The sequence below is a fragment of the Burkholderia sp. Ax-1720 genome (genome assembly GCF_011753035.1).
Taxonomy (GTDB): Bacteria; Pseudomonadota; Gammaproteobacteria; order Burkholderiales; family Burkholderiaceae; genus Burkholderia; species Burkholderia gladioli.
Genome location: NZ_VWWK01000026.1, coordinates 43,122 through 65,362, shown reverse-complemented (window position 1 = coordinate 65,362; position 22,241 = coordinate 43,122). Strand labels below are relative to the sequence as shown.

The following is a 22,241-nucleotide window of genomic DNA, read 5'->3' as shown; positions in this document are numbered from 1 at the left end:
GGCGCGCACCGCCGCGCCGCTCGACGCCGAGGCCCTGGCCGACGCGACCGAGGCGCGGCTCGCGATCCGGCTGCGCAAGCGGCTCGGCGCGTTCCGGCTCGCCGTCGACTGGGCGCCGGCTTCGCGGCGGCTGGCGATCGTCGGGCCTTCCGGCTCGGGCAAGTCGCTCGCGCTGCGGCTGATCGCCGGGCTCGAGCACAACGACGAGGGCAGCGTGACGCTGGGCGCGACCGAGCTCGGCGCGCTGCCGCCCGAGCATCGCCAGATCGGCTACATGCCGCAGGATTACGGGCTGTTCCCGCACCTGACGGTGGCGCGCCAGCTCGCCTTTCCGGTCGATGCCGATCCGGTGGCGGCGCGCTACTGGGTCGAGCACCTGGGGCTGGGCGCGCTGACGCGGCGCCTGCCGCGGCAGCTCTCGCTCGGCCAGCGCCAGCGCGTCGCGCTGGCCCGGGCGCTGACGCGGCACAGCCATCTGCTGCTGTTCGACGAGCCGTTCTCGGCGCTCGACACGCCGCGCCGCCGGCAGTTGCGGCGCTCGCTGCGCGCGCTGCAGCGCGAGATCGGCGCGGTGACGGTGATCGTCACGCACGATCCCGACGAGGCCGCGCAACTGGCCGACGAGCTGCTCGTCATCGATCACGGCGAGACCCTGCAGGCGGGGCCGGTGGCCGAGGTGTTCGCGCGCCCGGCCAATCCGCGCGTGGCCGAGCTGCTCGGGCTGCGCAACCTCGGAGCCGGCACGCTGGCGGCGCCGGGGCAGGTGGCGATCGGCGAAGGCGCGGTGCTGGAGGCGGCGAAGGTCGATGCGGGTCTCGCGCCGGGTGAGGCCGTGATGTGGCGCGTCGCGCCGAGGTCGATCCGCGTCGACGCGCAAGGCGCCTACGAGGCGCGGGTGGAATCGGTGGAATTGCGCGACGGCGAACGCCATGCGCGCGTGATGCTCGGCGGCCACGCCTTCGAGCTCGCCGTCGAGGGCGCCTTCATGGACGACATCGCCACCTGCCGCGTGGCGATCGACGCGACCGGCGTGACGGTCTGGGCGGCTGGGGCCTGAGACGCCGGCCCGGCGGGCGCGCACCGACGCGTGCCCGCTTCTTCCCGCTCGCTTAGGCCAGCCCCGGCTGCGCGCCTTCCCGCTTGGCCAGGGCGGCGCCATACTCGTGCGCGAGTTCGCGAATCCGCGCCGCCATGCCGGCATCGACGGGCGTGTAGACGATCACGCCGAGGTCGGGCCGCCCGTCCACCGCGAAGGCCGAATATTCGAGCTCGATCGAGCCTAGCAGCGGATGCCTGAGATGCTTCACGCCATCGCCCTCGCCGTGGCTCAGCACCTCGTTGTCGCGCCACAGCGCCTCGAATTCGGCACTGATCCCGCACAGCTCGTCCACCAGGTCGCCCACCTCGGAGGCGATCCCGGCGCGCGCCACGTCGGCGCGAAACGCGCCCACCACGAAGCGCGCCACCGCCTCCCAGTCGTGCTGCTTGGCGCGCACGGCCGGATTGCCGAACAGGAAGCGCAGGATGTTGCGCCCGCCGACCGGCAGCAGGCTGTAGTCGGTCAGCACCACCGCCGCCGCGCGGTTCCAGGCCACCACGTCCCAGGTCGGCGTCTTGACGATGGCGGGGCTCGCCTCCAACGAGTCGAGCACGCGTTGCAGGCGCGGGCTGACGCCCGCCACCGAACGATAGCGGACCTCGGGCGGCCGCCCCAGCCCGACCATGAACAGGTGCTCGCGCTCGACGTCGGTCAGCAGCAGCGCGCCCGCGATCCGCTCCAGCACCTCGGCCGAGGGCGCGCCGCCGCGCCCCTGTTCGAGCCAGGTGTACCAGGTCGGGCTGATGTTGGCGCGCTGCGCGACCTCCTCGCGGCGCAGCCCCGGCGTGCGCCGGCGGCCGGCGAAACCGAAGCTGGCGGGGTCGAGCCGGGTGCGCCGGCTGCGCAGGAAGTCACCCAGGGAACGGGCGGGATCGACGCTCATGGCAAGCCTGTTAGTCGTTTTACTACGATAAAGTCACTACTTTAACGGGATAAGCAGACACCGGATAGTACGCCTCGTGACGACCCAGGAGAGTTCACCATGCGTATTTTTCTGACGGGCGCGACCGGTTTCATCGGCTCGGCCCTGGTTCCCGAACTGATTCAGGCCGGCCATCAGGTGCTCGGCATGACCCGTTCCGAGGCGGGCGCGCAGGCGCTGCGCGCGGCCGGCGCCGAAGCCCATCACGGCACGCTCGAGGATCCCGACAGCCTGAGCCGAGGCGCCGCCCAGGCCGATGCCGTGATCCACGCGGCCTTCGACCATGACTTCAGCAACTTCGTGGCCAACTGCGAGAAGGACAAGCGCGCGATCGCGGCGCTCGGCTCGGCGCTGAAGGGCTCGAACCGCCCGCTGCTGATCACCTCCGGCACCGGGGTGGGCAGCGGCGAGCACGGCGAGCCGGCCAGCGAGGACGTGTTCAACACCCGGCATCCGAATCCGCGCATCGGCTCCGAGGAAGCGGGCAATGCGCTGCTCGAGGCCGGCGTGAACGTGTCGGTGATGCGGCTGCCGCAGGTTCACAACCCGTATCGGCAGGGGCTGGTCTCGCCGCTGGTGGCGATCGCGCGCGACAAGGGCGTGGTGGCCTATGTCGGCGAAGGCAACAACCGCTGGCCGGCCGGCCATCTGTCCGACGCGGTGCGGCTCTATCGCCTCGCGATCGAGAAGGCGCAGCCGGGCGCGCGCTATCACGCGGTGGGCGAGGAAGGCATCCGCAGCCGCGAGATCGCCGAGGTGCTCGGGCGCGGGCTGAAGCTGCCGGTGGTCTCGATCGAGCCGGGCGAGGCGGCCGCGCATTTCGGCTGGATGGCGATGTTCGTGCAGCTCGACATGCCGGCCTCCAGCGCGCTGACGCAGGCGCGGCTCGGCTGGAAGCCGACCGGGCCGACGCTGATCGCCGATCTCGACGAGGGCAAGTTCGCCGAGCAGGCCGGGCACTGAGTTTCGCCCTACCCGGCCTCGCGGCCCGCGCGATGCTCGCGCGGGCCGTTCCTTTTCCGGCGACGAGCCCGCTGCCGAGCGCCGGCCTTGACCGGCTTTTTTTCGTAACGTATCGTTTCGCGACGTTATAAACCTCGCGTGCGAGCCATGCATTCCCGTTTCGATCGCTTCCGCGCCACGCCGCTCGGCCGGCAACTGGAGGCGCTGATCAACCTGCCCGAGCGTTACGTCGAATTCGCAGCGCTGTCGCGCGTCGGCGTGGCCGCGATCGCGGCGATTCGCGACGATGTCGCCGAGAAATTTCCGGAAGTGGAAGGCGATACCACGGCGCGGCAGTTCTGCGGCGCGATGGTGGCCGAGATGATGCGCCGCCACGGCCATGAGCTGGTGCAGGCGCGCGGGCGCATCGGCGGCACGCTGTTCAGCTATGGCGCCGTGTTCAGCGCGCGGCCGCTGCGGCTGCCGTTCGCCGAAGTGATCGAGGCGCTGGCGGCCATGCCCGAGACGCTGGCGGGCTTCATCGCGCGCCTGCCGCCGGCGCGGCACCGGCAGCGCCCGGAAGGCACCGGCTTCTCGCTGGTCGAGCACGCCTGCCATCTGCGCGATCTCGACACGGTATTCGCCGCCCGCATCCAGGCCGTGCGCACCGCCGCGCTGCCGGTGCTCGACTCGGTGGACGGCACCGCCCTGGCCGAGCAGCGCGGCTACCAGGAACAGGATCACGAGGCGGCGCTTGCCGCCTTCCGTGCCTCGCGCCTGCGCCTCTGCAATACGCTGAAGCGGCTCGATGCCGATCAGCTCGCCCGTTGCGGGCTGCGCGACGGCGTGCGCCGCATGACGCTGGAGGAACTCGTGCGCGAACTGCTCGACCACGATCGCACCCACCGCCTCGAACTCGACGAACTGCTCGCCGAGTTCGGCCCCGCCCCTTCCCCGACATGAATCGCGCCATGCCCAGCCAGCCGTCCGCCGTGTTCGTCCACGGCTTCATCGGATCGTTCGAGACCGCCGCCTACGACGCGCCGCACTTCGCGCCCGCCCTGCTCGGCTATGGAGAACATCGCGAGGTGCCGTTCGAGCGCATCTCGCTGCCGGCCCAGGTCGAGCACCTGCGCGCCTGCCTCGATGCACGGCCGGAGCTGGACGTGGTCGATCTGGTCGGCCATTCGGTGGGCGGCGCGATCGCGATGCTGTTCGCCGCGGCCTACCCGGAACGCGTGCGCCGGATCGTGAATATCGAAGGCAATTTCACGCTCGACGACGCGTTCTGGTCGGCTTCGGTCGGGCGCATGACGCCCGTCGAAGCTGAAACGATGCTGGCCGGCTTTCGCGCCGATCCCGCGCGCTGGCTGGGCGGCGCGGTCGCCAAGCTCACCCCCGGGCTGGCGCATGTCGCCGAGCGCTGGCTCGACGCGCAACCGGCCTCGACGCTGCGCGCGATGGGCCGCTCGGTGGTCGAAGTTACCGGCGACGCCGTTTATCTCGAGCGGCTGCGCGAGGTGGTCGAGCGCCACCCTGTCTACCTGCTCGCCGGCGAACGCTCGCGCGGCGGGTGGAACGTGCCCGAATGGGCGCTGGAGGGCTGCGTGGGTTACGAGGTGCTGCACGATTGCGGCCACCTGCCGATGCTCGAACAACCCGCAGCCTTCACTGCCTCGCTGCGGCGCTTCCTCCTTCATCCCGACAAGCCCTGAACGTCGCCGCGCGACGAGATTCGATAGCGGCAAATCCTGTCTTGTGCCCGCCGAATCCGCGTGTTAAATTCCGCTCGCCATCGATCGGTTACCGGTAACCAACACCAAACGACCGATGGCCGGCTGGGAACTGCCTGAATGAAGGCGGTGGGTCGATGCACGTCCTCGCTTCGGCTTCCCGAGGACGCGGCAGGCGCTCGCGCCGGCCGACTTCCGTCGCGGTCGACAATGGAATCGAGTCGCATCGATTCCCTTCGTATCAATTAGTCCTGCATAACAAGAAGCATGCATTGCGCCGTGCCGATCGCATGGCGTAAATGCATCGAAATTCGTTCGTAAACCTGAATAAATCGAACAGGAGACGTCAGTGAACAAGTGTTGGACCATCGGCCTCTCGGCCCTGGCCGCCCTCGGCTCGCAGGCCGCGTCGGCGCAAAGCAGCGTCACGCTGTACGGCATCATCGATGCCGGCATCACCTACACCAACAACCAGAAGGGCGGCAGCGCCTGGCAGGCCACCTCGGGCAACGTGCAGGGCTCGCGCTGGGGCCTGCTCGGCAGCGAGGACCTGGGCGGCGGCAACCGCGCGATCTTCAAGCTCGAGAACGGCTTCAATCCCGACAACGGCGCGCTTGGGCAAGGCGGGCGCATCTTCGGCCGCAGCGCCTGGGTGGGGCTCAGCAACGCCCGCTACGGCACCGTCACGCTGGGGCGCCAGTACAACAGCGTGCAGGATTACCTCGCCAACGTGCAGGCCAACGGCACCGGCGCGCTGACGCAATATGCGAACGTGGTGTACGACACCTACGATCTCAACAATACCTACCGCACCAACAATGCCGTCAAGTACACCTCGCCCACCATGGGCGGGCTCACCGGCAACGTGATGTACGCGTTCTCGAACACCGCCGGCGGTTTCGCGAACAACCGCGAATGGAGCGCCGGGCTCGACTACGTGAACGGCCCGCTGCGGCTCGACGCGGCCTATGCGCTGAACGACAGCCCCGGCGCGAACACGGCCGGCGCCGCGCCGTCCGACAACTACTACAGCCTGGCCAGCTCGATCATCAGCAATGTCGCGCGCAACCAGGTGTGGGGCGCCGGCGGCGCCTACAAGCTCGGCCCGGCGACGGTGGCGGTGCTGTACACGAACTCTCGCTTCGACCTGCTGACGGGCGGCACGCTGCGCTTCGCGAACTACGAGGCCGACCTGACCTGGCAATTGACGCCCTCGATCCTGCTGGCCGCCGCGTACTTCTACACCGACCAGCAAAGCACCTCGTCGACGGCCACCAATGCGCACTATCACCAGGGGACGATCGGCGGCGAATACTTCCTCTCGAAGACCACCGACCTCTACCTGAACGCGGCCTACCAGCGCGCGAGCGGCGCCAAGGCCTGGATCGACGGCACCTCGCTGCCTTCGAGCAACGATCACCAGATCGTCGCGGTGGCGGGGATCCGCCACAAGTTCTGAGCTTCGCGCGATGGCGATGGAAAGCAGGCCCGGCCGGGCCGCTCTCCATCCCTCACTGCAGCCAGACGCCGTCGAAGCGATGATTGCCCAGCGGCGTGAAGACGAGCCCCTGCACGCGCTTCGAGATCGGTATCGACACGATCGAATGCGCGATCGGCGTGAACGGCACCTGCTGCTTGAAGATGAGCTGGGCGCGTTCATAGAGCGCCGCGCGTTCCTTCTGGTTCGGATCGGCGCGTGCCTTCTCGATCAGCGCATTGAAGCCGGGATCGCACCATTTCGACACGTTGCCGCCATGCACGGCATCGCAGCCGAGCAAGGCGCCAAGCCAGTTGTCGGGGTCGCCGTTGTCGCCCGACCAGCCATAGAGCAGCACGTCGTGCTCGCCGCCCTGCTTGGCGCGCCGGTTGTACTCGCCCCATTCGTAGCTGACGATCCTCGCGCGCACGCCGATCTTCGCCCAATCCTGCTGGATCATCTGCGCCATCAGCTGCGCGTTCGGGTTGTAGGGCCGCTGCACCGGCATCGCCCACAGCGTCAGTTCGAAACCATTGGGAAAGCCGGCCTGCGCGAGCAGCGCGCGCGCCTTGGCGGGATCGAAGGGCGCGTCCTTCAGCGCGGGGTTGTAGGACCATTGCGCGGGCGGCATCGGGTTGGTGGCCACCTTCGCGTCGCCGGCGAACACGGCCTGGATGATGGCCGGCTTGTCGATCGCCATGTCGAGCGCGCGACGCACCTCGACGTGGTCCAGCGGCGGATGCTGGGTGTTGTAGGCGACGAAGCCGACATTGAAACCGACGCCCGACACCAGCTTCAGCGAGGGATTGCGGCGCACCGTCTGCAGATCCGCCGGGCGCGGGAACACCGACACCTGGCATTCGCCGCTGGCCAGCTTCTGGATCCGCACCGCCGGATCGGGCGTGATCGCGAACACCAGGTGCGCGAGCCGCACATCCTGCGGGCGCCAGTAGTCGGGATTCGCGTCGTAGCGGATCAGCGCGTCCTTCTGGTACGAGCGGAACACGAAGGGCCCCGTGCCGACCGGCAACTGGTTGATATCGGCCTCGCGGTGGCGCGCCTGCAACTGCCCCGCGTACTCGGCCGACAGCACCGCCGCGAAGCTCATCGCCAGGTTGCGCACGAAGATCACGTCGGGCGACTTCAGCACGAAGCGCACCGTGTAGTCGTCGACGCGATCGATGCTCGCGATGTTCCTGTCGAAGCCGAGGTCGCTGAAGTACGGGAAGCTGGTCGGATAGGCCTTGCGGAACGGCTGCTGCGGATCGAGCATGCGATCGAAGGTGAACAGCACGTCGTCGGCGTTGAAATCGCGTGAGGGGCGGAACCAGGCGGTGGTCTGGAACTTCACGCCGTGGCGCAGGTGGAACGTGTAGATGCGCTGGTCGGGTGAACTCTCCCAGCTTTCGGCCAGCGCCGGCTCGAGATCGAGCGATCCCTGGCGAAAGCGCACCAGGCCGTTGTAGACGGTGTTGGTGCTGGCGTCGAAATCGGTGCTGGTGGTGTACTGGCCCGGATCGAAACCTGCCGGGCTGCCCTCGCTGCAGAACACCAGGGTGCCTTTCGGAGCGGGGGTGGTGGTATCGGCCTGGGCGGCCAAGGCAGCGGACGATGCGATGGAGAACAGCGTCGCGCTGCCGAACGCGGCGATGAGGTTCAGCAGGCGGCGGCGCACGGGTTGGTGCGTCGTGCCGGAATCGGGAAGGCTCATGATGTCGGTCGAGATCGGGAAGCGATGCAACCGACGATTCTGTTGCCGCGGTGAAAGGTGCACCACCAATTAATCGGTATATCGATAGACGGCACCGGACTAAAAAAAACGATCAGGATGCGCCAGGAACGAGCGCCGGCCCTTGCCTAAAGAATCGAGGCGATCGGCCGTAATACCTGTTGCCCGCAATCGACCTGGTTCGTCCGAGGAATAGTGTGAAAACGCATCGATGCATGATCTGCCGCCACGAGACGGAATATTTTTTCTCCAAGGACTACCCCACCTACACGGGCAGTCCATTTCCGGAAACACTGACGGTCGATTTCTGGAAATGCGGCGATTGTGGATTCACCGTGTCGCGCACCCATCAGGAGATGAGCGATGCGCAATGGTCACAACTGAATTCGAGCTGGCATCACAGCTTCGAAAACGATCCGGCATCGAGAACCACCAACCAGCCGCCCTACATCGACCAGGCGCTCGCCCTGAAGCTGCTGGCCGGGAACCACGTCCTTGAACTCGACGATGCGCTCGACTATGCCGCCGGTTACGGTACGTTCTCCCGCTGCATGCGGAAGTATTTCGACATCGACATTCCCATCTTCGATCGCTACGTGCGCAACCAGGACCCTGGCGTCGACTACGTCGCCGAACAGGATCTGTCTCGCTACCGGCTGGTGATCAACAGCGCGATGTTCGAGCACGTGCTGAACCGCGATGCGCTCGACGAAGTCGATCGCCTGGTGAGCGACGACGGCGTGCTGATGCTGCATACGGTGATCGCCGAGCGCGTGCCGAAGGATCCGGATTGGTTCTACATCAACACCATGGTTCATACGGCCTTCCATACCAACAGGAGCATGTCCTTGCTGATGCAGCAATGGGGCTACGCCGCTTCGGTATATTCGCCGCAAGCCAAAAGCTGGTACTTGTTCAAGCGCGGCTACCCTCGATTGGCCGAACTCGAGACGCGCATCGCGGGAATCAACCGGGAACTGCAAACCACCTACTTTCACTACAAGCAGGGGTTCGTGGACTACTGGAAAGGATTCTGAATCAAGGGACAAACGCATCGCCAGGCGGATAGCGCCTTATTGCAAAGCCGAAGGGATTTTTACTCGCTCGAATGCCGGCGGCCGTCACCCGGGCGACACAGGCTGCCGGCGCGTTTCGATCCAGTGCCACGCATCATTCAGCGTTCGGCTCGCAATCCTATTCGGCTCGCGCATGGCCGGATATCGGCAAGCGAATAGTGCATCCGCACACTTGCTCGCTCGTGCGAAATCGCCGCGATTATTGAGCGATTTCCTTCCCTCGCGCAGCCATTCCCCACCGCGCCTCTCCTGCTCGCCAGCGACAGCCTCATGGCCGCGTTCCCGGTACGGGATCTGCTTGTCCTTCATGCCCCCCGCGACGTTCCCATCACGCGCGAAGGGGTTTGCTTGTTCTCAATCGCACTTGAACTTCTAGAATCGAGACCCGCATCCTGGACCAGGAGAGGAACCATGTCGACACACCACACCGACACCCTGCTGAACACGCTGCTCGACGCCAACGCCCGCTTCGACCTGAAGGCGAAAGGCACCACCAACCACCTGCCGATGGCGCTGGTCGCGCTGGCGCGCATGGGCGCGTCGCCCGAGCGCCTGCAGGCCTACTTCGACATGTGGTCGCGCGAATACGCGCTGCCCGCGCCCGCCGTCGACACCCGCATCGCGCGAGGCGACTGGCGGCGCCACGTCGGCGACGGCAAGGCCTTCGGCGCGCTGCGGCTGTGCTTCGTCGACTGGATCGGCGACGAGGGCGCGACGGCCGTGATCGTCGCGGTGCTCAAGCAGATGCCGCTGGCGCCGGCCTCGGGCGCCTTCCACGCGGTGATCCGGCTGGCCTACGGCATCGAGGCCGCGCACGACGGCGAGATCGCCGCCGCGCTGGCTGCGCTGGTGTCGGGGCACCTGCCGATCGAGATCGACCCCGCCTCGCGACCGCGCGCCGAGCGGATCGATACCGCCTTCGTGCAGGCCGCGCGCGCCATCGACAAGCGGGAGATCAGCGGCGACTTCATCACCGATCGCCTGCGCGTGGTCGCGAAGCACCCGCGCTTTCGCGAGGCCCTGCTCGCGCCGCCCGAGACCGAACACCTGCTCGACGGGATCGCCGCGGCCACCATCGCCGCCTACTGGCGTGCGCCCGACTTCACCGTGCTGCACACCGTGACGGCCACGCACGCCTCGCGATTGTTGTTCGCGCAACTTCCGTCGCAACTGGTTGCGCGCAGCCTGCCCGAATTGTGGGTCGCGCTGTGCGCCGCCTACGCGAGCATCGAGGTGCCGCTCGACGTCGACAAGCCGCTGCCGCGCGTCGATGCCGACTGGGACGAGATCCTGCGCCGCGCCGTGCTGGCCGACGACGAGCACGTGATCAAGATGAGCTACACCTGCTGGCGCGAATACCAGCGCGATCCCTCGCCGCTCTATCTCGCCTCGGCCGCGCGCCGCGTCGGGATCATCGACTGAGCGGATCATCGACTGAGCGGCAGCGCCTGCGACAGCACCCGCCGCAAGGCCTCGCCCCGCACGCGTCGAAGATGGCGACGTCCGATGCGAGGCCAGCGGCAACGGCCGCGCCGGCGCATTCGCATCATCAGGCCGCGCTGGCGCGCCCGCCGGCCGGCGCGCCGCCGCGCAACGGCGGCAGCGGCTCGACCCGGCCGACCAGGAACAGGTAGGACAAGGCGCCCACCACGCAGAGCGTGCCGGCCGCCACCAGCGGCACCACGAAGGAGCCGCGCGTGATCGACAGCATCACGCCCGTGAAGGTGGTGATGAAGATGCCGGCCAGGTTGCCGGCGAAGTTCTGGATCCCGCCGATCGAGGCGACATGGGCCGGCGACGGCGCCACCTCGCCCACCAGGGTCCAGACGTTGGCGCCGGCGAACGACAGCCCCGCATAGGACAGCGAGAACAGCGCGAGGCACAGGCCGACGTTGTCGACCAGCGCCGACAAGGCGATCGACGAGGAAGCCAGCATGCCGCCCACCAGGCAGGTCTTGCGCGCCGCGGTGGCGCTCCAGCCGCGCCGGAACAGCGCGTCGGACACGTAGCCGCCGAGCCAGCCGCCCGGGATCGCGACCAGCGCCGGCAGCATGCCAAGCGTGCCGAGCGAGGCCAGCGAGAAGCCGCGCGATTGCAGCAGGTAGCTCGGGAACCAGGTGATGAAGAAGTAGATCGCGAAGTTCAGGCAGAACAGGCCGATCATCATTCCCCAGATGGTGCGATAGCGGAACAGGTCGAGCCAGGACACGCGCGGCGCGGCGGTTTCGGCGCCCGACGCGACGGGCGCGCCCGGCTTGCCGCCGACGTCGGCCGCGCCGGCCCGCTCGGCCAGCAACGCCTCGACGGCCGCCGGCGCGATCGAGCGATAGCGCTCCGGGTCGCGGTAGATGAACCACCAGGCCAGCGCCCAGACGATGCCCAGCCCGCCCGTCACGACGAAGGAGCCGCGCCAGCCGATCAGCGATATCAGCCAGGCCACCAGCGGCAGCGACAAGGCCGAGCCCACCCGCGAGCCGCTGTCGAAGATGCTGCTGGCCAGCCCGCGCTCGCGACGCGGGAACCAGTTGAAGGCGACCTTGGCGAACGAGGGGATCGCGGCCGACTCGCCGACGCCCAGCATCAGGCGCATGCCGACCAGTTGCCCGAGCCCGCGCGCGGCGCCGGTGGCGACCGTGAACACCGACCACCAGCCGACCGCCAGCGCCAGCGCGACGCGCACGCCGACCTTGTCGATGAACCAGCCGGCCGGCAGTTGCAGGAACGCGTAGGTCCAGAAGAAGGCGCTGAGCACCAGGCCCATGCCGACCGCATCGAGGCCGAGCTCGGCGCGGATGCTGGGCGCGGCGATCGCGAGGTTGGCGCGATCGACGAAATTGATGACGTTGGCGAGGAAACACATGAAGATCATCGCCCATCGGATGTTCGGCATCGAAGGTCTCCGCTTCGTTGGGTTGCCGGCGCGTCCGCTCGTGTCGGGCGGACGTCATCGGTCGCACGTTGGCGTGCTTGTCGGTGTAGTCGGTGGTGTATCGCGTCTCGCGCGATGAAACGCGGGCGCGGGCCTCATGGCGCCGCGCCCGCATCCGTGCGCGGCTCAGGCGTGATCGAACTTCTGCAGCGCTTCCCAGAGCCCGTTCAGGTAGACCGCGCCCAGCGCGCGATCATAGAGCCCGTAGCCGGGCTTGCCGGTTTCGCCCCAGATCATGCGGCCGTGATCGGGCCGCACGTAGCCGGTGAAGCCGGTGTCGTGGTAGGCCTTCACGATCGCGGCGATATCGAGCGAACCGCAGCTCGACAGGTGGGCCGATTCCTCGAAGTCGCCCTCGGGCGTGATCTTGACGTTGCGGATATGCGCGAAGTGGATGCGGCCCATCGCGCCGAACTCGCGCACCAGCGCCTCCACGTCGTTCTGCGGCCCCGCGCCGAGCGAGCCCGAGCAGAGCGTCAGGCCGTTGGCCGGGTGGTCGACCGCCTTCAGGATGCGGGCCAGGTCGTCGCGGTTCTTGACGATGCGCGGCAAGCCGAAGATCGGGCGCGGCGGATCGTCGGGATGGATCGCCATGCGGATCCCGCATTCGGCCGCCACCGGCACGATCGCCTTCAGGAAGTATTCGAGGTTGGCCCACAGCCGAGCCTCGTCGATCTCGCGGTACTCGGCCAGCAGGGCCTGCAACTGCCCGGGCTGGTAGCTCGAATCCCAGCCCGGCAGCGAGATGCCCTCGGCCGGATCGATGCGCTCCACCTCGGCGGTGCTGAAGGCCAGGCAGGTGGAGCCGTCCTCCAGCGTCTTGGCCAGCTCGGTGCGGGTCCAGTCGAACACCGGCATGAAGTTGTAGCAGACCACGCGGATGCCGGCCGCCGCCAGGTGGCGCAGGGTCTGCTGGTAGTTGGCGATCAGGCGATCGCGCGAGGGCTTGCCGAGCTTGATGTCCTCGTGCACGGGCACCGATTCGACCACCTCGAAGTGCAGCCCGGCCGCCTCGATCCTCGCCTTCAGCGCCTCGATCTTCGCCAGCGGCCAGACCTCGCCCACCGGCTCGTCGTAGACGGCCGACACGATCTGCGTGACGCCGGGAATCTGGCGGATGTACTGCAGCGAAACGGGATCGGCATCGCCGTACCAACGAAAGGACATCTTCACCGTGCGCTCCTCCTTCATGAACGTCGCATGGCGGCGCGCCGGATCGCCCGACCCCGCCTGGTTGGACCAGATTCTCACTGGTCAACCAGTTTGGCGGAATAGTGGTTTACCAGTTGAGAAAACGTGTCGACCAGGCCCGGCGGGCCGGCTGGCAAGGATTTCGGCCGGAGCCAGATCGGCCGTGGCCGGCGGCCGGCCAAACTGGTGTACCATTTTTCGCGTTCCCCCGGCCGGCCCTTCCCGGCCGGCGCCTTATCTCGAGAGCACATCGCATGGCCGAAGTCTTTTCCACGCCGCCGGGCCGCGCCGCCGAAGCCGACGCGGCCGACCGCTCCTACGTCGGGCTGGCAAAACAGATCTACGAACTGATCGCCTCGGGCGACGTGGGCGCCGGCGCGCGCCTGCCCTCGGAGCGCACCCTGGCCGAGCGTTTCGCGGTGAGCCGCACCCAGGTGCGCGAGGCGATCATCGCGCTGGAGGTACGCGGCGTGGTGGAGGTGCGGGTCGGCTCGGGGATCTACGTGGCGGAGACGCGCGAGGCGCGGCCCACGCCCTTCGATCTGCCGCGCGGGCCGGGGCCGATCGAGACGCTGCGCGCGCGGGCGCTGATCGAGGCGGAAATCGCCGCGCTGGCGGCCGTCGAGCGCAAGGATGCCGATCTCGACCGCCTGTTCGCCGCGCTGCGCGCGATGCGCGAGAACATGGGCGACAAGGCCGCCAACGAGGCGGCCGACCGGGAATTCCATCTGGGGATCGCCGAAGCCAGCGGCAATGCGGTGCTGAGGCACATGGTGGCGGCGATGTGGGACGGCTCGCGGGCCGATCCGCTGTGGCGCAAGATCGAGGAGCATTTCCACGACACGGCCTTGCGCGAGGCCTCGCAGGACGAGCACCAGCGAATCTTCTCGGCCATCATGGCGCGCGACGCGCAGGCTGCGCGCGAGGCGATGCAGGCGCACCTGACGCGCGTGATCGCGGAGTTCACGCAAGCCTGGCGCTGAGGCAAGGAGGGGCGCGCCGCCCCTCGAACCTCGGTTCCCTTCAGGCGCGGGCGGCGCAAGAAGCGCCGCTCAGCGCCCCTCGCCGCCTTCCGGCGAGGCGCCTTCCTCCTCATCGTCCTCGGGCGGATGCGCATCGAGCCAGGCCACGATCTGCTGCGAGGCCTGCAGCGGCGTCACCGTCTCCCCCGTCGCCAGCACGTCGAACTTGTCGGGATCCATGCCGTCGGGGTTGTCCAGGTGCGCGATCGAGATGGTCCAGCGCCAATCGATCTGGTCCGCGATCGGCGAGGCGATGCCCTCGATGACACAACGACAGCCGTCGATCTCGGCGACGAAACCCGTATGGGTCGGATCATAACTCGCGAACACGGCGGCTCCTCCGGTGACTGGCTCCGCTCGCGCGGACGAGCGGCGAGTATCGCACGCGGCCGTGTCGGCGCCATCGAAAACAGCGGCCGGCACGGGGGCATCGCCGCGTCATCGAACTGACGTCCGCTTCGTTTACCCCTCCCGTTCCACTCGCCCGGCGGCCCGCAAGCAAGCGGAAAAGCCTCTGCAAGCCCCTCGCATCGCGGCTTACAATCACGCCCGCCGATATCCAGCACCCGCGTCGCCGCCCGCGACGGCCAGCGACTCGCCGCTGCCCTCGCCATGGCCTTGCCGCTGCCTGCCGCCCGTCACCGTCGAGCCGCCCCGGTCGCCAGCCGGCGCCGGCCGCCGCTCCACCAGAGAACGCGCTTCATTCACCATGACGAAGTGGAAGTACGCCAACCTCGATGCCATCCGCGGGCTCGCCGCGATCCTGATCGTGTTCCGCCACGCGCCGCTGCTGTTCCATTCGCCGAGCTTCCCGCAGAGCTACCTGGCGGTCGACCTGTTCTTCGCGATCAGCGGCTTCGTGGTCGCCAACGCCTATGAGGCGCGGCTGCGCTCGGGCGCGCTCGGTTTCCTCGCCTTCGCGAAACTGCGGCTGATCCGGCTCTACCCGCTCTACCTGATCGGCATCGTGCTGGGCCTGGCGAGCCACTTCGTGGCGATGGCGCACCTGCACCAGCACGGCCGGCCGCTCCCGTCGCTGTTCGCCACCACGCTGTTCGTGCTGCTGTCGCTGCTGATGCTGCCCTCGCGCGCCACGCCGCTCTACCTGGTCAACAACCCGGCCTGGTCGCTGTTCTACGAGATCGTCGCCAACCTCGCCTTCGCGGCCATCGTGCGGCGCGCGGTGCCGCGCATCCTGGTCCTGGCGATGATTCCGTGCGCCATCGTGATGCTGCGCTACGCGCTCGACCATCACGGCATCGACGAGGGCTGGGACCTCGGCAAGTGGTATCTCGCGCTGGCGCGGGTGGGCTTCTCGTTCTCGGCCGGCGCGCTGCTGTTCCGGCTGCGACGCGGCGGGCCGCGGCCGGCCAGCGCCGCCGTCTCGCTGCTGGCGCTGGCGGCCGTGCTGCTGATGCTGTGCGCGAAGATCCCGCCGCGCTGGGCCGGCCCGGCCGCGATCGCCGAGGTGTTCGTGGCGATCCCGCTGATCGTCCATGCCGCCACCTCGTTCGAGCCGCCGGCCTGGCTCGCGCCCGCCTTCGAGACGCTCGGCCGCGTCTCCTACGGGCTCTACATCCTCCATGTGCCGGTGCTGCTGCTGGCCTACCGGCTGCTGGAGCCGCATCGGCACGCCGTGTACGGCAAGCCCGCGCTGGCCGCCTTCGTGGCCGGCATGCTGGTGCTGGTCGCCCTGCTCGACCGCTACGTCGACGCGCCGCTGCGGGCCTGGCTCTCGCGTCCCGCCAGGCGCCGGCTCGAGGTGCCGATCGCCTCGCGCGTCTAGCGCGCTCGCCCTCGCCCGGAGCGGCGCGGCAGGTACGGCAACTGCTCCCGGCGCGCCGACTGTCACGCGATACGCAACGGTCTGTTGACATCGCCGCGCTTCATTCTGGAACCGGTCCCATCTAGCATGACGCACACGGAGGCGAGCGGCTGCAGGATGCGCGCCAGCCGCGGCCGATCCCGTCATCGGCATGCCGCACCGCCCCGGCCGTCGATCCCGGCCGGGCCGCCGCCTCCGCACTCGCCCTCGCCGCATCACCGGACGCCCCGCTCCGTCCGGCCCGACCACATAAAACGACACTCGCTCATCATGAAAAAGCAACTGACCGCAGCCCCGCTGCTGCTGAGCCTGGCGACCGCCGCCTCCGCGCAGGGGTCCGTCACGCTCTACGGCATCGTCGATGCCGGCATCACCTACCGCAGCAACGAGCGCACCGGCACCGGGCCGGACGCGACCGGCCATTCCGACCTGGGCCTGAGCTCGGGCAACCTGTCGGGCAGCCGCTGGGGCCTGCGCGGCACCGAGCAGCTCGGCGGCGGCTGGCGCGCGATCTTCACGCTCGAGGACGGTTTCGACATCAGCAACGGCCGCGCCGGCCAGGGCGGCCGCCTGTTCGGCCGGCAGTCCTACGTCGGCCTCGGCAACCAGCGCTACGGCACGCTCACGCTCGGCCGCCAGTACACGCCGCTCGACGATTTCGTGTCCGGCGTGGCGCCGGTCAGCTATATCGGCGGCTTCGGCGCGCATCCGGGCGATATCGACGATCTCGACCAGACGGTGCGCGTCGACAACTCGGTCAAGTACACCAGCGCGAACTACGCGGGCTTCAGCTTCGGCGCCATGTACGGCTTCGGCAACCAGGCCGGCAGCGTCAAGCGTCGCGGCACCTGGAGCGTGGGCGCCGGTTACGCGAACGGGCCGCTCAAGCTCGGCGCCGGCTTCGAGCGCTCCGACAACAGCAAGACCGGCCCCGGCGACAGCAGCGCCGGCGGCTGGGCCAGCGGCGACGACGGCACCTTCAACTCATCGATCAGCGAGGGCTACGCGAGCGCGCAGACGCAGCAGATCGTGGCGACCGGCGCGACCTGGGATTTCGGCTCGACGGTGGTGGGCGTCAACTACAGCAACGTGCAGTACCGCGCCGGCGCGCAGTCGCTGTTCCGCGGCCACGCCAGCTTCGACATCGCCGGCGTGTTCACGCGCTGGCAGGCAAGCCCGGCCGCGCAACTGTTCCTCGGCTACAGCTACACGCGCGGCAGCGAACTGGACGGGCTGGACGAGCGCGCCGTCTATCACAACGTCTCGGCCGGCGCGACCTACGATCTCTCGCGGCGCACCACCGTCTACCTGCTGGCCGGCTGGCAACACGCCTCGGGCAGCACGCTGGACGCGAACGGGCAGGTGGTGGCGGCCAGCGCCTCGGTATCCGACAAGGGCAACGGCCATTCCTCGGCATCCCGCTCGCAGGCGCTGGTGAGCCTGGGGATCCGGCAGCGGTTCTGAGGGCATCGCCAGGAAGGCAATCGGAAAGGTCCCAGTGGCCTTTCCGATTCGCCCACGTTCAGGGAGAAGCCAGGGGGAAACAACGCAAGTCCACGATCCGGATCCCGCTTTGTTGGCAATACAGAAGGCCGGTCAGGCTGGAACATCCGCCCGTCGTCGCGACGAGCAAGCCGGCGGCCAGTAATCTCCACCCGAAACGCATGATCCTGTTTCCGTCGATGCCGATATCGTCCGGCATCATGCCAAGCGGCAAAAAACCCGGATGTGCAGAATTGTCGAGGCACCGTCCCGCCCGGCCTCCGCACACTCTCCCGCGCACGCGCCGCTCGACTGTGCATGGCCGATCGGCCCGCGCTCGCCTACACTGCCGGCTCGCCTTCCCCCTTCCCCGCGAGCGGAGCCGCCATGCTGAACATTCTCGGAAAGATACCGTCGATCAACGTGCGCAAGGTGCTGTGGACCTGTGCCGAACTGCAACTGCCGTTCGAGCGCGAGGACTGGGGCGCGGGCTTCCGCTCGCCCAACACGCCCGAATTCCTGGCGCTGAACCCGAACGGCCTGGTGCCGGTGCTGCGCGACGGCGATCTCGTGCTGTGGGAATCGAACACCATCATCCGCTACCTGGCCACGCGCTACGGCGGCGAGGCGCTCTACCCGCCCGAGGCGGTCGCCCGCGCGCGCGTCGACCAGTGGCTCGACTGGCAGGCCACCGATCTCAACCGCGCCTGGAGCTACGCCTTCCTGGGCCTGGTGCGCAAGTCGCCCGCGCACCAGGATCCGCAAGCCACCGCCGAGGCGATCGCGGGCTGGACCCGGCTGATGCGCATCCTCGACGCGCGGCTCGCCGACACCGGCGCCTTCGTGGCCGGCGAGCATTTCTCGATCGCCGATATCGCGATCGGATTGTCGGTGCATCGCTGGTTCGGCACGCCGTTCCAGCAACCCTCGCTGCCGGCCGTCGAGGCCTATTACCAGCAGCGGCTCTCGGCGCGCCCCGGCTTCGCCGAGTATTGCAGCAGCGCCACGCCCTGAGCGCCGGTGCGCGGCAGCACGATCACGCGGCGCGCAGCGATCGCCCGCGTGCCTTCCCCGCCGCCAGCGGCGCCTCAGCGCGCCGCCGTCTCCACCTCGTCCAGCCCGAGCTGCGCGCGCCCGAGCGGCGTCAGGTCCGCCGCGCTCGCGCGGCCGTCGAAATCGACCTCGAAGTGATCGGCCGGGAAATCGGGCGGGCTCTCGCCGGCGAGGAAGCTCGGCAGTTGCCGGCGCAGATAGGCCTCGTTCTTCGCGCAGCCCGGCGCCGAGGCGATGTACATCACGTTGCTGTAGCCGGCGCCGCGATGCGCGTCCTCCACCGCGTGGATCACGTCGCCATGCCAGAACACCGTGTCGCCCGGCTGCATCAGCGGGATCGACGAGAGCGCCTCGAACAGCGGCGCGTGATACTCGGGGCGGATCGATAGCGCTCGGCCCGGCATCGCGCCGCACAGGTCGTCCTCGGCGACGTCGTCCTGCAGGGCACGCAGCAGCACATAGGCTATCGCGTTGGCGATCGGCACCAGTTGCAGCGTGCCGTCGCCGGGGCCTTGCGCGGTCAGCGCGGCCCAGCCCTGGAAGGTGCGGAACATCGAGCAGACCGCCGGCGAGGCGATCTCCTCGACCTCGGTGCGCCAGGCCGCGTCGAAGGGATCGTAGTCGCGCCAGTTGCCGGCGAACACGTGGCGATAGACGCGGCGGAAGTTGGCCTCGATCCAGCGCTCCACCGAGCCGCCGTCGCAATGCGCCGACAGCCCCAGCGAAGCCGAGCCGGGCGGCCGGCGGCGCAGCCGGTCGGCATAGGCCGGCACCTGGTCAGGATCGAAATGGCGGCGCCCCTCGCTGTGCGCGCGCCACAGCCGGTTCAGGAACACCCGCGCCTGCGTCAGCGCCGGCGACTGGCGCGCCTCCACCTGCGGCGCCGACCAGTACACGCCATGGATCTGCGGCTTGCTGGAAGCGAGCTGGCCGAAGTACTTGTCCTCGGCGCGATGTTCGAGGCGCGCGTCGAGCCGATTGCGCTCCACGTAGTCGGCGATCTCGCGATCCCAGCGCTCGGCGCGCTCGCGCTCGAACACGCCGCGGATCACGCAGGCGCCGCGCGACTTCACGCGCGCGAGCTGCGCCTCGCTCACCCGCCCGGCGACGATCGCCGCGAATTCGATCTCCGGGATCACCGCCGCGCCGCGCGCGCGTTCCTCGGCGATCTCGCGCGCCGCCTCGCGCATGGCCGCCTCGACCTCGGCGAACACCTCGCGATAACGGGGCAGCGCCGCGCGCAATTCCCGCTTGGCCTGGCGAATGGCGGCGGGCAGGTCGTCGATGTAGAGGGCCATGATGTCGTCTCCGTCTGCTGTTGTGGGTGAGACGGATCGTATGTCGGCACGGTGGACGGAAGTGATACGATCCCGCCATTCTCATTGCGGATCCGGCCATGAAACCCGCTTACGAACATGTCGATTTCGGCCAGGGCTGCTCGGTGCGGATCTACCATCGCCGGCTGTCGCGGATCCCCTTCGAGTGGCATCACCATCCGGAGTACGAACTGACGCTGACCCTGAACAGCCAGGGCAAGCGCTATATCGGCGATTCGGTGGCCGCCTACGGCGCCGACGACCTGGTGCTGGTGCCGCCCAACCTGCCGCATACCTGGGCCTCGAACCGCTCAATCGACGCGGCGGCGGCGCAGGTCGCGATCGTGGTCTGGTTCGACGGCGACTGGATCGAGCGGCTCGCCGACGTCTGCCCGGAACACAACGTCCTGCGCGATCTGCTGCGGCGCGCCGCCTGCGGGCTGCATTTCGAGGCCGGCGCCGGCGCGGCGATGCGCGAGCGGCTCGACGCGCTGCTCTCGCCCGAGCCGCAGCGGCGGCTGGCGGCGGTGCTGGAGGTGCTGCACCGGCTGGCGGCGGCGCCGGCGGCCTCGCTGGCCGCGCCCAACGCCTTCGGCGCGGCCGAGGGCGCGTGCGCCAGCCCCGAGGCGGGGCGGCTCGACCGCGTGCTGGCGCTGATCGACACGCAGTTCGCGCGGCCGCTGCAACTGGCCGCGCTGGCCAGGGCCGCGGGCCTGTCCGAGCGCTCGCTGACGCGCCAGTTCACGCGCCATCTCGGCGAGAGCGTCGGCCGCTACATCACGCGCGTGCGGATCGGCCATGCCTGCCGGCTGCTGACCGATACGCGCATGCCGGTCTCGGTGATCGCCGAGCGCTCGGGCTTTCCGAACGCGGCGAATTTCAACCGGCAGTTCAAGGCGGCCAGGGCGCTCACGCCGCTGGCCTACCGGCAGCAGTTCGCCGGCGCGCGGCGCGCGGAACGCGAGCGGGAAGCGGTGCCCGCGCTCGACGAGCGCTCGCCCTCGCTGGCGGCGAAGCCGGTGCAATCGACAAAAACGCGGCAAACACGGTCCACCGCCCGCTCGCGTCAGGGCAGATAGCACCTCGGCACGCCGGAATGCGTCCCGCTGCTCGCGCCTGTACAAATTACAAAGCCCTTCCCGCCAGGCTTGCCTGCATCCGCGCCGCGCAAGCATGCCCGTCAGCCCCGCCGCGCCCGCGCAGCCCCGTGGCGCCGCGCCGGCAGCGCCTGCATGCCTGGACGGGCACGGCTCCTGCTTGATCCTCGCCGGAGGCAGCCGGCTTCGCCCGAGGCGAAACGCCAGCCGCCGTCTTATTCGACAGACCGATAAAGAGGAACTGCGATGGCCCACAACACGCAATTGACGGATGTGAAAACCCTGCGCGAACGCGCCCGCCAGCATGTCGACGAAGGCGCCGTGACCGCCGGCTACCACGCGGACCGCGAGACGGTGCTGCGCCTGCTCAACGAGGCGCTGGCCACCGAGATCGTCTGCATGCTGCGCTACCGGCGCCATCACTTCATGGCCAAGGGCATCCACTCGTCGGGCATCGCCGAGGAATTCCTCGCGCACTCGAACGAGGAACAGAGCCATGCCGACATGATCGCGGCGCGTATCGTCCAGCTCGGCGGCAGCCCCGATCTCGCGCCCAACCAGCTCGCCAAGCGCAGCCATGCCGAATACGTGGAAGGCAGCACCCTGGTCGACATGATCAACGAGGACCTGGTGGCCGAGCGGATCGCGATCGACAGCTATCGCGAGATGGTCCAGTACCTCGGCGATCGCGATCCGACCACGCGCCGCCTGTTCGAGCAGATCCTCGCGGTCGAGGAGGAACATGCCGACGAGATGGCGGATCTGCTCGAAGGGCTGCCGCCCGAGCTGAAGAGGAAGAACGTGAACTGAGCGTCACGCACGCGCGCCGCCAGCGACGCGCGGCGAGGAAGTGGGTACCCGTGACGGCGGGCGTCGATCCGTCAACAAGCTGATCTGCAAGCACTCAAACCTGGAGGTGAATCATGAACAAGGAACACATCAAGGGCACGGCCGAGCAAGTGAAGGGCAAGGTCAACGAGGCGGTCGGCAAGGCCACCGGCAACACAAAGCAGGAGGTCAAGGGCGATCTCCAGCAGGCCGAGGGCGAGGCCCGCAAGGGTTATGGCGACGTCAAGGACGCCGCGAAGGATGCGATGCGCAACAAGGACCATCACTGAGCACGCCCGCGCAACGATGCAATGGCGATGACAGGATGAGGGTGACGCACTGGAGGAGACATTCGGGCCGTTCTTCGCTCGCGTGTCTCGCCAGCGTCATCCGCTTCGACCACAATGTCGCGAATGCCCGGCCACGGCCGGGCATCGTCTTGCCGGCCTGAGAGACCGGCCCCGCGACGCGGCGCAGATCATCGATCGAGGCGCCAACCCAGCAACAGACCGAGGACACC

General features: G+C 68.7%; 20 protein-coding genes. 14 read left to right on the top strand and 6 right to left on the bottom strand.

Annotated elements, in window-relative coordinates; all coding sequences use genetic code 11:
• The coding region (locus F3J18_RS11345; protein ID WP_166912872.1) for an ABC transporter ATP-binding protein at positions 1-1,057 on the top strand (1,057 nt) is incomplete at its 5' end.
• A gap of 52 nt (positions 1,058-1,109) precedes the next feature.
• Here the strand turns inward: F3J18_RS11345 and F3J18_RS11340 are convergent.
• The gene (locus tag F3J18_RS11340) at positions 1,110-1,982 is read right to left on the bottom strand and encodes a helix-turn-helix transcriptional regulator (protein ID WP_166912871.1); all 873 of its coding nucleotides are present in this window, start codon (positions 1,980-1,982) and stop codon (positions 1,110-1,112) included.
• Between the two features lie 99 nt (positions 1,983-2,081).
• Between F3J18_RS11340 and F3J18_RS11335 the strand changes: the two genes are divergently transcribed.
• From F3J18_RS11335 to F3J18_RS11320, 4 genes are all read left to right on the top strand, one after another.
• Complete coding sequence (locus F3J18_RS11335; RefSeq protein ID WP_036040431.1) at positions 2,082-2,984, top strand: SDR family oxidoreductase; 903 nt, start codon at positions 2,082-2,084, stop codon at positions 2,982-2,984.
• A gap of 147 nt (positions 2,985-3,131) precedes the next feature.
• Complete coding sequence (locus F3J18_RS11330) at positions 3,132-3,926, top strand: DinB family protein (RefSeq protein ID WP_166912870.1); 795 nt, start codon at positions 3,132-3,134, stop codon at positions 3,924-3,926.
• An 8-nt stretch (positions 3,927-3,934) separates the two neighbouring features.
• Positions 3,935-4,678, top strand: a complete 744-nt coding sequence (locus F3J18_RS11325) for an alpha/beta hydrolase (RefSeq protein ID WP_025100075.1) — start codon at positions 3,935-3,937, stop codon at positions 4,676-4,678.
• Between the two features lie 385 nt (positions 4,679-5,063).
• Positions 5,064-6,155, top strand: coding sequence for a porin (locus F3J18_RS11320; protein ID WP_345891770.1), 1,092 nt, complete (start codon positions 5,064-5,066; stop codon positions 6,153-6,155).
• A gap of 52 nt (positions 6,156-6,207) precedes the next feature.
• On the opposite strand, the gene F3J18_RS11315 is transcribed toward F3J18_RS11320, so the two are convergent.
• A complete protein-coding gene (locus F3J18_RS11315; protein WP_166912868.1) occupies positions 6,208-7,884 on the bottom strand; it encodes an ABC transporter substrate-binding protein in 1,677 nt (558 codons plus the stop codon).
• Between the two features lie 233 nt (positions 7,885-8,117).
• Here F3J18_RS11315 and F3J18_RS11310 point away from each other — a divergent pair, with 233 nt between their 5' ends.
• Both F3J18_RS11310 and F3J18_RS11305 read left to right on the top strand, forming a co-directional pair.
• A complete protein-coding gene (locus F3J18_RS11310; protein ID WP_084152562.1) occupies positions 8,118-8,939 on the top strand; it encodes a class I SAM-dependent methyltransferase in 822 nt (273 codons plus the stop codon).
• A 450-nt stretch (positions 8,940-9,389) separates the two neighbouring features.
• Positions 9,390-10,400 (top strand): questin oxidase family protein, encoded by a 1,011-nt coding sequence (locus F3J18_RS11305; RefSeq protein ID WP_166912867.1) that lies wholly within the window; start codon positions 9,390-9,392, stop codon positions 10,398-10,400.
• A 127-nt stretch (positions 10,401-10,527) separates the two neighbouring features.
• Here the strand turns inward: F3J18_RS11305 and F3J18_RS11300 are convergent, their stop codons facing one another.
• Positions 10,528-11,868, bottom strand: coding sequence for an MFS transporter (locus F3J18_RS11300; RefSeq protein WP_166912866.1), 1,341 nt, complete (start codon positions 11,866-11,868; stop codon positions 10,528-10,530).
• A 165-nt stretch (positions 11,869-12,033) separates the two neighbouring features.
• A complete protein-coding gene (gene uxuA / locus F3J18_RS11295) occupies positions 12,034-13,080 on the bottom strand; it encodes a mannonate dehydratase (RefSeq protein WP_172876342.1) in 1,047 nt (348 codons plus the stop codon).
• Positions 13,081-13,352: 272 nt separating this feature from the next.
• On the opposite strand from uxuA, the gene F3J18_RS11290 reads away from it, so the two are divergent.
• Positions 13,353-14,081: an FCD domain-containing protein gene (locus F3J18_RS11290; protein WP_025101246.1), complete on the top strand. Its 729-nt coding sequence runs from the start codon at positions 13,353-13,355 to the stop codon at positions 14,079-14,081.
• Positions 14,082-14,150: 69 nt separating this feature from the next.
• Here the strand turns inward: F3J18_RS11290 and F3J18_RS11285 are convergent, their stop codons facing one another.
• On the bottom strand, positions 14,151-14,450 hold the full coding sequence (locus F3J18_RS11285) for a hypothetical protein (protein ID WP_025101247.1): 300 nt from the start codon (positions 14,448-14,450) through the stop codon (positions 14,151-14,153).
• A 379-nt stretch (positions 14,451-14,829) separates the two neighbouring features.
• Here F3J18_RS11285 and F3J18_RS11280 point away from each other — a divergent pair, with 379 nt between their 5' ends.
• From F3J18_RS11280 to F3J18_RS11270, 3 genes are all read left to right on the top strand, one after another.
• A complete protein-coding gene (locus F3J18_RS11280; RefSeq protein ID WP_025101248.1) occupies positions 14,830-15,906 on the top strand; it encodes an acyltransferase in 1,077 nt (358 codons plus the stop codon).
• Positions 15,907-16,215: 309 nt separating this feature from the next.
• Entirely contained in the window at positions 16,216-17,409 is a 1,194-nt protein-coding gene (locus tag F3J18_RS11275; RefSeq protein WP_166912865.1) for a porin, read from the top strand.
• A 405-nt stretch (positions 17,410-17,814) separates the two neighbouring features.
• Positions 17,815-18,441, top strand: a complete 627-nt coding sequence (locus F3J18_RS11270) for a glutathione S-transferase (protein WP_166912864.1) — start codon at positions 17,815-17,817, stop codon at positions 18,439-18,441.
• A 74-nt stretch (positions 18,442-18,515) separates the two neighbouring features.
• On the opposite strand, the gene F3J18_RS11265 is transcribed toward F3J18_RS11270, so the two are convergent.
• Positions 18,516-19,778 (bottom strand): DUF1479 domain-containing protein, encoded by a 1,263-nt coding sequence (locus tag F3J18_RS11265; RefSeq protein ID WP_166912863.1) that lies wholly within the window; start codon positions 19,776-19,778, stop codon positions 18,516-18,518.
• Between the two features lie 98 nt (positions 19,779-19,876).
• On the opposite strand from F3J18_RS11265, the gene F3J18_RS11260 reads away from it, so the two are divergent.
• From F3J18_RS11260 to F3J18_RS11250, 3 genes are all read left to right on the top strand, one after another.
• The gene (locus tag F3J18_RS11260) at positions 19,877-20,875 is read left to right on the top strand and encodes an AraC family transcriptional regulator (protein ID WP_166912862.1); all 999 of its coding nucleotides are present in this window, start codon (positions 19,877-19,879) and stop codon (positions 20,873-20,875) included.
• A 264-nt stretch (positions 20,876-21,139) separates the two neighbouring features.
• On the top strand, positions 21,140-21,703 hold the full coding sequence (locus F3J18_RS11255; protein WP_025101253.1) for a ferritin-like domain-containing protein: 564 nt from the start codon (positions 21,140-21,142) through the stop codon (positions 21,701-21,703).
• A 113-nt stretch (positions 21,704-21,816) separates the two neighbouring features.
• Positions 21,817-22,011, top strand: coding sequence for a CsbD family protein (locus F3J18_RS11250; protein WP_025101254.1), 195 nt, complete (start codon positions 21,817-21,819; stop codon positions 22,009-22,011).
• Positions 22,012-22,241: the final 230 nt, after the last annotated feature.

What these genes read in the sequence shown, in the direction of transcription:
- F3J18_RS11260 (WP_166912862.1), top strand. Translation starts at nt 19,877, where the DNA reads ATGAAACCCGCTTACGAACATGTCGATTTCGGCCAGGGCTGCTCGGTG.
- F3J18_RS11325 (WP_025100075.1), top strand. Translation starts at nt 3,935, where the DNA reads ATGCCCAGCCAGCCGTCCGCCGTGTTCGTCCACGGCTTCATCGGATCG.
- F3J18_RS11280 (WP_025101248.1), top strand. Translation starts at nt 14,830, where the DNA reads ATGACGAAGTGGAAGTACGCCAACCTCGATGCCATCCGCGGGCTCGCC.
- F3J18_RS11310 (WP_084152562.1), top strand. Translation starts at nt 8,118, where the DNA reads ATGATCTGCCGCCACGAGACGGAATATTTTTTCTCCAAGGACTACCCC.
- F3J18_RS11250 (WP_025101254.1), top strand. Translation starts at nt 21,817, where the DNA reads ATGAACAAGGAACACATCAAGGGCACGGCCGAGCAAGTGAAGGGCAAG.
- F3J18_RS11335 (WP_036040431.1), top strand. Translation starts at nt 2,082, where the DNA reads ATGCGTATTTTTCTGACGGGCGCGACCGGTTTCATCGGCTCGGCCCTG.
- F3J18_RS11265 (WP_166912863.1), bottom strand. Translation starts at nt 19,778, where the DNA reads ATGGCCCTCTACATCGACGACCTGCCCGCCGCCATTCGCCAGGCCAAG.
- F3J18_RS11275 (WP_166912865.1), top strand. Translation starts at nt 16,216, where the DNA reads ATGAAAAAGCAACTGACCGCAGCCCCGCTGCTGCTGAGCCTGGCGACC.
- F3J18_RS11315 (WP_166912868.1), bottom strand. Translation starts at nt 7,884, where the DNA reads ATGAGCCTTCCCGATTCCGGCACGACGCACCAACCCGTGCGCCGCCGC.
- F3J18_RS11290 (WP_025101246.1), top strand. Translation starts at nt 13,353, where the DNA reads ATGGCCGAAGTCTTTTCCACGCCGCCGGGCCGCGCCGCCGAAGCCGAC.
- F3J18_RS11300 (WP_166912866.1), bottom strand. Translation starts at nt 11,868, where the DNA reads ATGCCGAACATCCGATGGGCGATGATCTTCATGTGTTTCCTCGCCAAC.
- F3J18_RS11270 (WP_166912864.1), top strand. Translation starts at nt 17,815, where the DNA reads ATGCTGAACATTCTCGGAAAGATACCGTCGATCAACGTGCGCAAGGTG.
- F3J18_RS11255 (WP_025101253.1), top strand. Translation starts at nt 21,140, where the DNA reads ATGGCCCACAACACGCAATTGACGGATGTGAAAACCCTGCGCGAACGC.
- F3J18_RS11330 (WP_166912870.1), top strand. Translation starts at nt 3,132, where the DNA reads ATGCATTCCCGTTTCGATCGCTTCCGCGCCACGCCGCTCGGCCGGCAA.
- F3J18_RS11305 (WP_166912867.1), top strand. Translation starts at nt 9,390, where the DNA reads ATGTCGACACACCACACCGACACCCTGCTGAACACGCTGCTCGACGCC.
- F3J18_RS11340 (WP_166912871.1), bottom strand. Translation starts at nt 1,982, where the DNA reads ATGAGCGTCGATCCCGCCCGTTCCCTGGGTGACTTCCTGCGCAGCCGG.